Genomic DNA, 12318 nt, shown 5'->3' with positions numbered 1-12318 from the left:
GCCCGCCCTGTTTTTAATCAATCCTGCGGACATTCCTGGCGGGCAAAGCTGCCGAGAATCCCGTTGATAAACTTCACCGTCTCCGGCGTCTCGTATTTTTTGGAGATTTCCACAGCCTCGTTGATGGCCGCGCCGTTGGGAATGTCCTGCATGTAGAGAACCTCGTACATGCACACCCGCATAATGGCGGAGGCTACCAGAGGAATCCGGGCAAAGCTCCAGCCCACCGCATATTTGGAAATGTAGCCGTCCAGCTCGGCCGCGTGCTCTCGCACGCCCAGAACCAGTCGGCGGATATAGTCCGCCTGCTTTTCGTTGGGCGCATCGGCGTAAAGCGGGTCTTCCCCCGCAAGGGTTGCAAAGCGCTCCGCCGTCAGCCGCTCATCCAGCAGCTCCTCCGCCGTCACATCCGTAAAGCTCAGTTCATAGGCCAGATGAATGGCGATTTCCCGTGCAACGTTCCGTACCATAACCCGTTTCTTCCTCTATCTTTCTCAGTCCAGCGTCACGCCGTCCACATGAATGTTCACTGTGCCCACCGGGCAGCCGGTCATGGCCTCCACCGAGGAAACGACGGCCTTTTGCGCGTTCTCCGCCACCTCGGGAATGGGGTGTCCGTAGGAAATCGTCAGGTACACGTCCAGCGCAAGAGAAGCGCCGGTCATGTCAATTTTCACGCCCCGCGTGCCCTTTCTGGCGTTTTTCTTGTTCATCAGGTCGGTCACGCTGCCGCCCATGCCGCCGATCATCCCGGACACGCCCTCCACGTCTCGGACGGCGCCCACAGCGATGGCGGCGATCACTTCCTCCGCGATATTGATACTGCCGTTTTCCTCCGGCAGAATCATGTATTCCCGGCCTTCACCCATGGCATTCACGCTCCTTTTCGTCGCCCGGCCATTGGCCGGGTTCCTTCTTTCGTGCATATTAGTTTACCATGCTTCTTTAAAAATTACAACAGCTAATTTGCCGCCATGATCTTGATATTTCCGGCGGGATACCCCGTCTCCGTCATGGCGATATCTGTGATTTTCGCCACGTCCGTGTCTGCAAGCTCTCCGCTGGCGGTGGACACCACCACACTGAGGCTGTCCTCGCTCATAAACGCCACGCAGTCGGTATAGCCCTTGGCCGTCACCAGATTTTCGATCTGTGCCTCCGCCATGGTGAACTGCGCCATGGCCTGAATTCCCTCCGCCGCCTGATCAAGCGCGCCCTGAGACGCACCGTCCTCCTCCGCTGCCTGCTGCAGCAGCGACACGGCGGAATCCCGTGCCTGCTGGCGGGTCAGGCGGGCAGAGGCAAAATAATCCGACCCCGTGTAAACTCCCGTCTCGTCCACCGGCGCGGCGGAGCCGTCTCCGCCGGAGACAAGGGCAGCCTCGCCCAGCAGCTTGCCACCCGATTGCCCGGAGCTTCCGGCTCCCGTCGGAGCGGCGTTCTGCGTTGCCTGCCAGTTCAGGGCCGCCGCCGCACAGATCAGCACCAGCATGGTCACCACCACGGTATAGCGTTTCCAGTTTCCTCTCATGTTCCGCTTCCTCCTCCAAAATATCACTGACATTTAACCACCGTAATCCGATCCGAGCCCAGACCCGTCAGCGCAGCCACCGCAGCCGTCACCGCCAAACGAACCTGTGCGTCTCCCGCGCCCTGGCATACCACCAGCGCGCCCCGAAATGTGGGACATCGGGTCCCCGTCACCACCGGCTCCTGCGCGCCGCTTTTTCCCGCAAGCACCGTTTCGCTTTTTCGCTGATAATCCGTGGGCGCGGCGGTGTCTCCGCTGTAACTCAAATCCGTGTCCTGCGCCAGACTGCGCTCCGTACCCGTGTCCGCCGTTAGCATCAGATGCAGCTCGCCCACGCCGTCAATTTTTGTCAATATTTTCTCCATATTTGCTTGCGTCTCCTGCACCACGTCCTGCACATGCTCTTCCGGGACCGTGTCGGCGCTTTTGTTGTTCCCGGAGGGCAGCAAAAGCAGCGCCACGCCCGCCGCCGCCACCAAAACCGCGTATTTCCAGCGGTTCCAGAGCTTTTTTACCGTCTCAGCCTGTTTCATGATAGACCTGCCTCTCCTTTGGAATTCCAAGCTCCCGCTCCATGTAGTCCGCCAGCGCGTCCGATTTCTCCCCGGTCAGTTCCGCCCCCGTCGGAACGGGCGTGCCATCCTCTCCCGGCTCCATCAGGACCCTGACGGTGCATGAGACCCCCAGCTCCGCGGCTTTGTCCAAAATATATGCTTCCGTCTTGTCCGCTATGAGTTCTCCCATCGTCTGATTGCTCTGCTCCTTGAGCTCCGTCTGGCGCTGCCGGATTTCCACCGCATAGTCTTCATAGCCCAGCTCCAGTCCGCTTACGTCTACCCCCGGGAAGGGCTTCAGCATCACCAGCAGCAGCACCAGGCCCCCGGCGAAACCCGCAATTTTCCGCACCGTCCCCTCCGGAATCAGGCTTTGGGATAAAGACACGAGAAAGGCCGCCGCTCCCACAGAAATAATCCAGCCTCTGATTGCCTCGATCATTGCGTCCCTCCCTCTTTCACGCAACCGCTGCCATGGAAGACAAAATCGCGATCAACAACAGCAGCGCGCTGGCCCCCGTCATCCCCAGCACCAGCCCGAAAGCACTGCCAAGGCCGTCGATGAGCTTGCACAGCTCCGGAGAACCGATGACCCCCGCCAAAAAGCCCGCCAGCTTGTACAAGAGGTATTGAATACCCAAGTGCAAAAAGGGCCACGCGCAAGCCGCCAGCACCGCCAGCGTTCCAAAAATGCCGATGGCATTTTTCAGCATTCCCGCCCCGGCCAGCACCGTTTCCGCCGCCTCGGCGATAATGCTTCCCACCACGGGTACCATCCCGGCAACCGCAGAACTTGCCAGCTTCACCGCCGTTGCGTCCGTCGCGCCGGAGATGACATGGGCGATGGAAAGATAGATGGTAAACGCCGTCAGCGCGCCGCACAGAATCCATGAGATGCACTTGCGCATTGCCTCAGCGATGTTTCCAAGCCGCCCGCCGGGAAGACACGCGGCGGCGGTGAGCGTTCCGATGTAAAGATATGTCAGCGGCAGCAGCAATTCCTGAATCAGCTTTAAAAGCAACCCCGTAAACAATACCGCCGTCACCTGCTGTACCGTGGCGGTGGTGATGGAACCGCTGACGGCCGTGGCCGCCGCCAGCACCGGCAGCAAAATCCTTGCAAATTCGTTCAATTCCTGAATGGTTCCGCCGCCCATGCCGATCAGACTTTCAAAGCTTCCCGCCGTCAGCAGCGTCACCGACAGCGCCCCCGCCGCCAGCACCAACTTGGGTCCCGTGCCGCCAGCGGTCTGGGAGAAGCCTTCCACCGCGCCGCACAACAGCACCACCAGCAAAATGCTTACGGCGCCCCGCAACCGCTGAAGCAATACGGACCTTGCCTGTCCCATGAGATTCTGAAAAATCTGAGCCGCGCCTCCGCCCAGCGGGTCCGCGCCGGACAGGTCCGCATTTTCCAAAATTGATTCCGTCCCCTCCGGTAAAGCATCCCACAGCTCGTCCGGCACCTCAGCGGCGGAAACAGGAAGGGTAACCAGCAGCGCCAGAACCAGTGCCAAAAGCCATCGTTTCATCCCATCAGCTCCAGCAGGACGTCCATCGCCTTTTGCAGCAGCGGCAGCGCCGCCAGCAAGGCGCACACCGCCCCCGCAATTTCCACAGCGGAGGCCAACGCCGCTGCTCCCGCATCCTTGCACAGCCCGCTTCCAATCTTCACCACCAGCGCGATGCCCACGGTTTTGTAAAGCGGCACAAACAGCTCGTTGGATACCCCGGTCCGGGCCATAAGCTCCCCGAAAAAGTCCATCAGGCTCCGCAGGCTTTCAGACAGAGCAAGCACCGCCGCCACGGCGGCGGCCAATCCCAGCAGCAGAGCCGCCTCAGGTGCGCCCCGACGCACCGCCGCAGCCAGCAGCGCCGTCACCACGCACACCAGCGTGATCTGCATGACCTGTCCCATCAAAAGCCAAACAGCGTTTTGATGAGCTCAAACAGATCGCTGATCTGCCGCACCATCATCATCAGAACCACCACCAGACCCGCCAGCGTCGTCATCATGGCCTGCTCCTCCCGGCCGGATCGCACAAGGAGCTGGTTCAGCACCGCCACCAGAATCCCGATAGCGGCAATCCGAAAGATTAAATCAACGTCCATGGTAAATATTCCTTTCGTATGTCCTTTACAGCAGGAGAATCAACAGCAGCGCGGCGGTGGAAAAGCAGACCGCCGTGGTCTGCCTGAAGCAATCCCGTTTTTCCTTTCGACGCTCTTCCGCTCTTTTTCTAAGCCAATCTGTGGAAAGCGAAATCCCCTTACAAATTTCAGTTTCATCACCCGACAGTCTGTACCCCAATCCGGCGACAATTTCCTGTGCGTCGTCCTCGATTGGAAGACGGCGGCAGGCGTTTTCCCACGCGGGGCGCAGCGACTCTCCCCTCTCCAGCGAATCCGCCGCCCCGGTCAGCCATACCACCACGTCTTCACTTCGCCGGGACCGGCCCACCTGCCGCAAAAGCCGGGGCAGAGGCGTGCGGGTCAGGCGGATGCCTGCGGAGAGTTCCTCCAGCGCGGTGATCAGCTCGTCCAGCGTCTCCGTTTCCCGCTGGCGGCGGCGCAGCTCCCCCAGCCAGATTGCGCCAAAGCCCAACAGCAGCAGCAAACTGCCCAGCGCTTTCACGGCAGCTCCTCCAATTCATAACTCCGCCCCTCCGCAGTTCGCCGGATGCACACCGCACGGCGAAATACCTTCGTCTTCAAAAGCTGCCTATACAGTGGCCTATGCGAAAGCTCTTCCACATTGGCGGCATGGACGGTGGCCAGTAACCTCACACCGCAGCCCGCAGCCATGGTCATGGCCCGGATATCCTCCTCCGCGGTGATTTCGTCGGCGGCCACAATCTGGGGGTTCATAGTCCGCAGCAGCATGGGGATAGCGGCAGCCTTTGGGCAGCCATCCAGCACATCGGTGCAGGGGCCAACGTCCATCTGGGGCCGTCCCCGATAGCAGACCGCCACCTCTCCCCGCTCGTCCGCAAGACCCACCCGCAGTCCCTTTTGAGAGACACAGCGAATCAAATCCCGCAGCAGCGTGGTTTTCCCCCCTCCCGGCGGGGACAGCAGCAGCGTACTTTCAAACTTACCGTCGGATAAAAGCCGCTCCGAAAGCTCCTCCGCGATGCCTGTCTTTTCCCGGGCAATCCGCACGTTGGCGGAGGACAAGTCCGTCAGGTTGGTGCACACTCCGCCCTTCATGACTGCGGAGCCGCAAAAGCCGATGCGAAAGCCACCCCGCACAGGCAAAAATCCCTCTCGCAGTGTTTCGGCAGCGGCGTAGCGGGAAAATTCGGCGCCTAGATCACATAGCGTCTCCAACTCCTCCGGCTCCACCGAAGGCTCGGTCCCCCAGGGGCTGCTTTCCCCCTCGGGCAGCAGCACCGTCATGGGCCTGCCTGTCCTAATGCGAAATTCCTCCGCCACCGCCTTTTTTTCTTCCGGCAGTGTGTCCGCCAGCTTGCGCAGCCGCACCGGCAGAAAGGCAGCAGCCTGCCGGTATCTGGCAATCTCTTCCCGTTCCTTCATCTCCGCTCCTCCTTGTCCGATACCCAACCATATGAAGGCCCGTCCCTCTTTATGCCGGAAAAATTGAAGGAAAAAAGCGCCCGGTATTCGAAAATACCGGACGCTTTTTGTATTTACTTGCAGCACTTGCAGTAGTTTTTCGTCTCCTCGTAGGTTTCGCAGCGGCTGACCGTGTTGGGCGGGAAGAACTCGCCCACAGGGAAGCTGATGTTGCGGAACAGGCCGCATGGGTCTTGGGCGGGGTCGGTTCCACCGGAACCGGAGCACTCCTTCTGGGGCATGCAGTAGTCGTACACGGGGATCAGCAACTGGGTATCCCGCTCCAGCCGCACGATGGAGAACTGGCCCAGAGTGACGTACACTCTACGCCCGTCCTCGCCGGAGCTGAGCTCGCCGTCGAAATAGTCGCTGATAAAGGTCGGAATTTCGCACAGGTCGCAGTCGCAGGGACGGCAGCCACACACGTCTACCAGCTTCGCGTCCAGCACGATGGGGTCGACAGCCTCAACCACTGCGGTGGGCGTACTCCCGGTACGCAGGCACTGGCTATCCACGGTGCAGGTATCAGAGGAAAAAACTCTGGCGCCGCCCTCGCTGCCAAACAGCAGGACGCGTTTGTCGAACACGCACAAGCCTTCCACGGTCACGGGACTTGGCGTGCACAGGTATGCCTGGAGCGTCACCTGATAGAAAAATCGCATGTCGACGGTGTAGCAGCCCCGGTTGAAGGTCACCGGCTCCACGTCTACGTACACATAAAGCAGCTTTGCGGTGCCGCCCTTCAGAGAAACCGCGCGATTGAGGACATCCACGTACTGCAGCTTGGGATAGAAGCGCAAGTCTTCGATACAATCCTTGTCTTTGCACGAGTCAAAAATCTTCTTGGTGTGAATGCAAACCGCCTCGCGGATGCAGCGAGAGTCATCCACAGGTCCGGGCATGATCTTTTCAGGCATTGCAATACCTCCTATTTAAGTAGCTGTGAAAGAAAATTTCTTTCAGTCCAGTCTATGCTTCCCGGGAAAAAAAGTGAGCGGGCCGGAAAATGTCCCGGCCCACTTAAAAAAACAGAAAATTCAACCGCCATTCCCATGGAGACAGACTGTTTTCGCCGCATAATTCCGAATAGTAAAGCCCATGCGGAAAAAGCACGGCGACAGGAAAAGCTCCTGACGCCGTGCTCTTTATCTTTATAAAACAGATTCCCGAAAAGAAATTAGCCCTTCACCATGGAGGCGATCTCGTCGGCAAAGTTCTCCTGCTTCTTCTCAATGCCCTCGCCCTTTTCAAAGCGGGCTGCGGAGACAAACGTGACGGAACCGCCCAGCGCCTTGGCGGAAGCGGCGATATAGCCCTCCACGGTCATGCTGCCGTCCTTCACAAACTCCTGCTGGAGCAGGCAGTTTTCCTCGTAGAACTTGTTCAGCTTGCCAGAGGCGATCTTCTCCTTCACCGCGTCGGGCTTGGAAGCCATCTTGGGATCGTTGGCCATCTGGGCCACGAGAATCTTCATCTCCTCGTCCAGAATCTCCTGAGAAACCTCGGACTTGTCCCAGAAGCGGGGATTCAGCGCGGCGATCTGCATAGCCACATCCTTACCCACAGCCTCCACCTTCTCGGCGGGCAGGTCGGTCTTGAAGTTCACCAGCACGCCGATTTTGCCGCCGGCATGGACATAGGGAACGGAAATGCCCTCGGCAAAACGGATGAAACGGCGGACCTTGATGTTCTCGCCGATGACCAGCACCATCTCCTGCTGCTGCTGGGTGACGGTGAGATCACTGCCATTGTACTTGCACTCCATCAGCGCGTCCAGGTCGGCGGGATTCTGCTTTGCCACGGTGGCGGCCACGCCCTTGACGAAATCCACAAACTTCTCGTTCTTGCCCACGAAGTCCGTCTCGGCGTTCACCTCAACCAGAGCGCCCACGCCGTCGATCACCTCTGCCATGGCCACGCCCTCGGCAGCGATACGGCCGGCCTTCTTCGCAGAAGCGGCCATGCCCTTTTCACGCAGCCATTCAACGGCCTTGTCAATGTCGCCGTCGGTGGCGGCCAGAGCCTTTTTGCAGTCCATCATACCCACGCCGGTCATTTCGCGCAGGTTCTTTACGTCAGTAGCTGTAATAGCCATCTTCGTTTTTCCTCCAATTTTGATGATTAGATATACCCGTGCCAGAGAGCCGTCTTACTGGGCGGACTCGGCTGCGGGAGCCTCGGCGGCAGCGTCCTCCATCTGCTCGCCCTGACGGCCTTCCAGCATGGCGTTGGCCATGATGGAGGAGATCAGCTTGATGGCGCGGATGGCGTCGTCGTTGCCGGGGATGACGTAATCAATCTCATCGGGATCGCAGTTGGTATCGGCAATCGCCACCACGGGGATGCCCAGCTTGTGGGCCTCGGCAATGGCGTTGCGCTCCTTGCGGGTATCCACAATAAACAGCGCGCCGGGAAGAGACTTCATGTTCTCCACGCCGCCCAGATACTTCTCAAGCTTTGCGATTTCGCCCAGGTGCTTCATGACTTCCTTCTTGGGCAGCATGTCGAAGGTGCCGTCCTCCTGCATGGTCTTGAGCTGATGCAGACGGTCCACGCGGGTACGCATGGTCTTGAAGTTGGTCATCATGCCACCCAGCCAGCGGGCATTCACAAAATACTGGCCGCAGCGCTGAGCCTCCTCACGAATGGCATCCTGCGCCTGCTTCTTGGTGCCCACGAACAGCAGGCTCTTGCCGTCGGCGGAGAGATCGCGGACAAAGTTGTACGCCTCTTCCAGCTTGCGGACGGTCTTTTGCAGGTCCACGATATAGATGCCGTTGCGCTCGGTGTAGATATAGGGAGCCATCTTGGGGTTCCACCGACGGGTCTGATGCCCGAAGTGGACGCCTGCCTCCAGCAGGGATTTCATGGATACGATGCTAGAATTTGCCATGACTTTAGTTCCTCCAAAATACAAATTTAGTTTACCCTCTGGCGCTTCATCCCATCCGCCAGTTTCCGAAGGAAACACAGACGGACAGTCCACCACCATGTGTAATGCTGTAATATGATACCACAGGATTCCCCCGGGTGCAAGAGCTTTTTATAAAAGCAGGAAGAAAAATCCCGGGATTCCCCGGGATTTTTCCGTTTCTTTGTATTTTGCCGCCGTTTCTCTTCCGAAACTCAATATTTGGAAGCCGCACTCCCTGCCATCGGCTCTCTTTGAGCCGGACTGACAGCGCGCTCTTCCGCCGGGGCAGGGCGTGCGCCGGTCGCAGGCGCTTCCTCTCCGTCGACAAATTTGAACTGCCCCACCAGCTCCTTGAGCATCTGCGCCTGCGCGGACATCTCCTCGCTGGCGGCAGCGCTTTCCTCGCTGGTTGCGGAGTTGTTCTGCACCACGGAAGAGATCTGCTCCACACCCAGAGACACCTGCTCCAAAGAGGTGGACTGCTGGGCAGAGGCTGTGGAAATTTTCTGGACAATCTCCGCCACGGCGGCAGAGTTTTCCTGCAACCGCTCCATGGCCTGCGCGGTGGAGCCCATGGCCTGCGTCCCCTTTTCTACGGAGGAAACGGCTGCGGCAATCAACTCAGAGGTGCTTCTGGATGCCTCGGCGGACTTGCCCGCCAGATTCCGCACCTCGTCGGCCACCACGGCGAAGCCCTTGCCTGCTTCACCTGCCCGGGCGGCCTCCACAGCGGCGTTCAGCGCCAGAATGTTGGTCTGGAACGCGATATCCTCAATGGTCTTGATGATTTTGCCGATCTCTCTGGAATTTTGGTTGATTTCGCCCATGGAATCCTCCATGCCCCGCATCTGCGCGTCGCACTCCTTCATCAGGCTATAGGCCTGCTGCACCCGCTCACTGGCGGTGACAGTGTGGTTCGCAGTGTCCCGCACGTTGGCGGAGATCTCCTGAAGGGATGCGGCCAACTCCTCCACGGAGGAAGCCTGCTCCGTCGTCCCCTGAGAGAGGATTTGCGCTCCGGAGGAAATCTGGTCCGCGCCGTCGGAAACCTGATCCGCAGCCAGCACAATTCTTCCAAGGGTCTGTCCCTGCAAGCGGCGCAGGTCCTCCACCGCCGTCAGCAGCGGCGCATAATCCCCGGCGTACAGTTCGGATGCTTTGCTTTGGCCCGTGAAATCGCCGGAAGCAATCTTCTCCAGCACCGCCTCCAGATCGCGGATGATGCCGGAAACCGAGGCGGTGATGGTGGCGGTGGCCGCAGCGAGACGGCCTGTCTCATCCTGCCGGGCAACCTTTGGCACATCGCTGCTCAAATCGCCCTGCGCAAGCTGCTCCAGCCGCTGGGTGCAAATGGTAACGGCGCTGCCGATTCTTCTGGACGTCCGGTTGGATACCAGAACCACCGCCACGGCGGCCAGCGCCAGCAGTCCCACACACAGCAGCATATTGGCGTAGGTCGTGCTCATAAAGTCCTTTACCACGGCGCACACGCCAAGGCTCCAGCTGTCGGTCCCGCTCACCGGGGCATAGGCCAAATATTTGGTCACACCGCCATAAGTATACTGTCCAAAGCCGGTTTTGCCCTCGGTCATCTCCGTTTCCATGGCGGCCAAGGCACTCAGGCTGGAGTCCGTCTGCGCGTCCCGGATGGTACTCTCGGCATTTAAAACGGTCTCCATGTCCGGGTCGGCAATCGTAAATCCATCCTTGTTCAGCATATAGGTGGTGGCGCCTTCACTGATCTTGATTTCTGCCATAAGATCGTTAAGGAATGTCTGCTGCGTCTTAAGAAACCCCACGCCGGAAATTCCGCCGCCACTCCCACGAACGGGTGCGGCTGCATAAATCGTCACGCTGCCCGCAGCCTGATCCAGTTCCGGCTCGGAAATGTATGTCTCCCCGGCCATCGCCCGCTTGAAGAACTCCCGGTCGGCATAGCTGCCGCTTCCGGTGCGGCTCCGTCCGCTGGCGTCCAGCAGGTCGCCGCCCTCAAGGTCGTATGCGTCCACACACTGAGCGATAACGGCGGTGTAAACCGCGGGGTCCGCTGCCTCGTCGCTCAGCTCCGTCCGATATCCAAGGTCGGTGGCGACATTTTTCACAGCCGTCAGCTTCTGTCCCACCAGCTCCGCGCTGGTTTCCGACAGCTCCTTCATCATGCGCTCCACCGTCTGATTCACGCCAAAATAGCTCACATAACCCGGCACGGCTGCCATCAGCAGCAGAGGAATCAACGCCAGCAGCAGCATCTTTGAAAACAGATCCCTGCGAATCGAAGCGCTTCCTCTTTTCTCCTTTTTGCGAAGCTTGCGGTCTTTCTTTCCTATCATCCGTTTTCTGTCCTTTCTCTTTCGTAACCCGCAGTATGGCTTTCCAAGGTTTTCTTTTTGAACTTTTTGAAAACTTTTCTATTTTATTATCGGATAATCCGTCGAAAAATGCAAGAGGTGAATAGACTAAATATTTTCATGCCGAGCATTCCAATTTTTCAGCATCGCCGCCGTTTGCGCTCCAAAGCCGGATCCCGCCGCTGAAAGGGTTTGTCAATGAGAATGATGTCGTCCCCGATTCGCTGGATACACTCCCACGGAATGTAGTATTCCTCCCCCCTGCCGAACAGGCCAAAGAAGCGATACGGTCCGAATACAATAATGGCGCACACCTGTCCCTCCGGCAGTTTAATTTCCACATCCCCCACATAGCCCAGCCGACAGCCGTCGCAGATGTTAATGACTTCCTTTCGCCGTATATCCCTGATTCTGCATCCCATAGCGCACGCCTCCTCCCTGAAAAAAAGCATATGCACGACCGGGAATGTCCTATGCCGCGCGGCCTTCTCCCCCGTCTCGACAAAACCTTCCAGTATAGGAAAATCCGCTGCCGGAAATACTGATTCACGAAGAAAAATCAGGTAGCGAGGTGGCTTTCATGCAGGGAAAGGTCGAGATTTGCGGCGTAAACACATCCAAGCTGAAGGTCCTTAAGAATGAGGAAACCATGCAACTTCTGCGTCGGACGAAGGAGGGCGACCGGGAGGCGCGGCAGACTCTCATCGAGGGAAATCTCCGGTTGGTACTCTCCGTTATCCAAAAGTTCTCCAACCGGGGCGAAAACCCGGACGATCTGTTTCAGGTGGGCTGCGTGGGGCTGATCAAGGCCATTGATAACTTTGATATCTCCCAGCCGGTGCGCTTCTCCACATACGGGGTCCCCATGATCGTAGGTGAAATTCGCCGGTATTTGCGGGACAACAGCGCCATCCGCGTGTCCCGCAGTATGCGGGACACGGCCTACCGGGTCCTCCAGATGCGGGACAAGCTGGTGGGGGAAAACCAGCGGGAGCCCACAGTGGAGCAGCTTGCAAAGGCATTGGACATTCCCCGCGAAGAGGTGGTCTTTGCCATGGACGCCATCACGGACCCCGTCTCCCTTTACGACCCGGTATACTCTGACGGCGGCGACGCCCTGTGCGTGATGGATCAGGTACGGGACAAAAAAAACACTGATGAAAGCTGGGTGGACCACATTGCCTTAAAGGAGGCGCTCCACAGGTTGAACGACCGGGAACGGCGGATTCTGGCCCTGCGGTTTTACGAGGGCAAAACCCAAATGGAGGTTTCCGCCGAGGTTGGTATCTCACAGGCGCAGGTTTCCCGGCTCGAAAAAGGGGCCATTGATACCATTCGCAAAAATTTGTAACACTATTCAAAGCAGCCCGCAGTCTAATAGACTGCGGGCTGCTT

At 58.5% G+C, this 12318-nt stretch carries 16 protein-coding genes; 1 reads left to right on the top strand and 15 read right to left on the bottom strand.

The window, feature by feature from the left end; all coding sequences use genetic code 11:
- Positions 1–17: 17 nt before the first annotated feature.
- The 15 genes from nusB to RTU96_RS09865 form a co-directional block, all read right to left on the bottom strand.
- Positions 18–470, bottom strand: a complete 453-nt coding sequence (nusB, locus tag RTU96_RS09935; protein WP_312636434.1) for a transcription antitermination factor NusB — start codon at positions 468–470, stop codon at positions 18–20.
- A 24-nt stretch (positions 471–494) separates the two neighbouring features.
- Entirely contained in the window at positions 495–869 is a 375-nt protein-coding gene (locus RTU96_RS09930; RefSeq protein ID WP_293009770.1) for an Asp23/Gls24 family envelope stress response protein, read from the bottom strand.
- 92 nt (positions 870–961) lie between these two features.
- Positions 962–1531, bottom strand: a complete 570-nt coding sequence (locus RTU96_RS09925; protein WP_294854073.1) for a SpoIIIAH-like family protein — start codon at positions 1529–1531, stop codon at positions 962–964.
- 23 nt (positions 1532–1554) lie between these two features.
- Positions 1555–2064 (bottom strand): hypothetical protein, encoded by a 510-nt coding sequence (locus tag RTU96_RS09920; protein ID WP_293009772.1) that lies wholly within the window; start codon positions 2062–2064, stop codon positions 1555–1557.
- On the bottom strand, positions 2051–2527 hold the full coding sequence (locus tag RTU96_RS09915; protein ID WP_312636432.1) for a stage III sporulation protein AF: 477 nt from the start codon (positions 2525–2527) through the stop codon (positions 2051–2053). Before RTU96_RS09915 ends, RTU96_RS09920 begins: the two co-directional genes overlap by 14 nt.
- A gap of 16 nt (positions 2528–2543) precedes the next feature.
- Positions 2544–3617, bottom strand: a complete 1074-nt coding sequence (locus RTU96_RS09910) for a stage III sporulation protein AE (protein WP_312636430.1) — start codon at positions 3615–3617, stop codon at positions 2544–2546.
- The gene (locus RTU96_RS09905; RefSeq protein ID WP_312636489.1) at positions 3614–4003 is read right to left on the bottom strand and encodes a SpoIIIAC/SpoIIIAD family protein; all 390 of its coding nucleotides are present in this window, start codon (positions 4001–4003) and stop codon (positions 3614–3616) included. Before RTU96_RS09905 ends, RTU96_RS09910 begins: the two co-directional genes overlap by 4 nt.
- Entirely contained in the window at positions 4003–4197 is a 195-nt protein-coding gene (gene spoIIIAC, locus RTU96_RS09900) for a stage III sporulation protein AC (protein WP_293009776.1), read from the bottom strand. The genes RTU96_RS09905 and spoIIIAC overlap by 1 nt, the downstream gene beginning before the upstream one ends.
- Before the next feature lie 25 nt (positions 4198–4222).
- Positions 4223–4720, bottom strand: a complete 498-nt coding sequence (locus tag RTU96_RS09895; protein ID WP_312636429.1) for a stage III sporulation protein AB — start codon at positions 4718–4720, stop codon at positions 4223–4225.
- Complete coding sequence (locus RTU96_RS09890) at positions 4717–5622, bottom strand: stage III sporulation protein AA (protein ID WP_312636428.1); 906 nt, start codon at positions 5620–5622, stop codon at positions 4717–4719. The genes RTU96_RS09895 and RTU96_RS09890 overlap by 4 nt, the downstream gene beginning before the upstream one ends.
- Before the next feature lie 113 nt (positions 5623–5735).
- Positions 5736–6578 carry a hypothetical protein gene (locus RTU96_RS09885; protein WP_312636427.1) on the bottom strand — a complete coding sequence of 281 codons (843 nt, stop codon included), beginning with the start codon at positions 6576–6578 and terminating at the stop codon, positions 5736–5738.
- A 260-nt stretch (positions 6579–6838) separates the two neighbouring features.
- On the bottom strand, positions 6839–7756 hold the full coding sequence (gene tsf, locus RTU96_RS09880) for a translation elongation factor Ts (protein ID WP_312636425.1): 918 nt from the start codon (positions 7754–7756) through the stop codon (positions 6839–6841).
- A 54-nt stretch (positions 7757–7810) separates the two neighbouring features.
- Positions 7811–8554, bottom strand: coding sequence for a 30S ribosomal protein S2 (gene rpsB / locus RTU96_RS09875; RefSeq protein WP_312636424.1), 744 nt, complete (start codon positions 8552–8554; stop codon positions 7811–7813).
- 233 nt (positions 8555–8787) lie between these two features.
- On the bottom strand, positions 8788–10905 hold the full coding sequence (locus RTU96_RS09870; protein WP_312636423.1) for a methyl-accepting chemotaxis protein: 2118 nt from the start codon (positions 10903–10905) through the stop codon (positions 8788–8790).
- A 158-nt stretch (positions 10906–11063) separates the two neighbouring features.
- Positions 11064–11345 (bottom strand): YlmC/YmxH family sporulation protein, encoded by a 282-nt coding sequence (locus RTU96_RS09865; RefSeq protein ID WP_293008592.1) that lies wholly within the window; start codon positions 11343–11345, stop codon positions 11064–11066.
- A gap of 158 nt (positions 11346–11503) precedes the next feature.
- On the opposite strand from RTU96_RS09865, the gene sigG reads away from it, so the two are divergent.
- A complete protein-coding gene (gene sigG, locus RTU96_RS09860) occupies positions 11504–12274 on the top strand; it encodes an RNA polymerase sporulation sigma factor SigG (protein WP_312636422.1) in 771 nt (256 codons plus the stop codon).
- Positions 12275–12318: the final 44 nt, after the last annotated feature.

Source organism: Oscillibacter sp., from assembly GCF_032018205.1.
Taxonomy (GTDB): Bacteria; Bacillota; Clostridia; order Oscillospirales; family Oscillospiraceae; genus Oscillibacter.
This window is presented reverse-complemented; position numbering and strand designations above follow the sequence as displayed.

Coding starts and splice junctions, on each gene's coding strand:
- rpsB (WP_312636424.1), bottom strand. CDS start 8,554: ATGGCAAATTCTAGCATCGTATCCATGAAATCCCTGCTGGAGGCAGGC.
- RTU96_RS09925 (WP_294854073.1), bottom strand. CDS start 1,531: ATGAGAGGAAACTGGAAACGCTATACCGTGGTGGTGACCATGCTGGTG.
- sigG (WP_312636422.1), top strand. CDS start 11,504: ATGCAGGGAAAGGTCGAGATTTGCGGCGTAAACACATCCAAGCTGAAG.
- nusB (WP_312636434.1), bottom strand. CDS start 470: ATGGTACGGAACGTTGCACGGGAAATCGCCATTCATCTGGCCTATGAA.
- RTU96_RS09930 (WP_293009770.1), bottom strand. CDS start 869: ATGGGTGAAGGCCGGGAATACATGATTCTGCCGGAGGAAAACGGCAGT.
- spoIIIAC (WP_293009776.1), bottom strand. CDS start 4,197: ATGGACGTTGATTTAATCTTTCGGATTGCCGCTATCGGGATTCTGGTG.
- RTU96_RS09870 (WP_312636423.1), bottom strand. CDS start 10,905: ATGATAGGAAAGAAAGACCGCAAGCTTCGCAAAAAGGAGAAAAGAGGA.
- RTU96_RS09915 (WP_312636432.1), bottom strand. CDS start 2,527: ATGATCGAGGCAATCAGAGGCTGGATTATTTCTGTGGGAGCGGCGGCC.
- RTU96_RS09885 (WP_312636427.1), bottom strand. CDS start 6,578: ATGCCTGAAAAGATCATGCCCGGACCTGTGGATGACTCTCGCTGCATC.
- RTU96_RS09865 (WP_293008592.1), bottom strand. CDS start 11,345: ATGGGATGCAGAATCAGGGATATACGGCGAAAGGAAGTCATTAACATC.
- RTU96_RS09920 (WP_293009772.1), bottom strand. CDS start 2,064: ATGAAACAGGCTGAGACGGTAAAAAAGCTCTGGAACCGCTGGAAATAC.
- RTU96_RS09910 (WP_312636430.1), bottom strand. CDS start 3,617: ATGAAACGATGGCTTTTGGCACTGGTTCTGGCGCTGCTGGTTACCCTT.
- tsf (WP_312636425.1), bottom strand. CDS start 7,756: ATGGCTATTACAGCTACTGACGTAAAGAACCTGCGCGAAATGACCGGC.
- RTU96_RS09890 (WP_312636428.1), bottom strand. CDS start 5,622: ATGAAGGAACGGGAAGAGATTGCCAGATACCGGCAGGCTGCTGCCTTT.
- RTU96_RS09905 (WP_312636489.1), bottom strand. CDS start 4,003: ATGGGACAGGTCATGCAGATCACGCTGGTGTGCGTGGTGACGGCGCTG.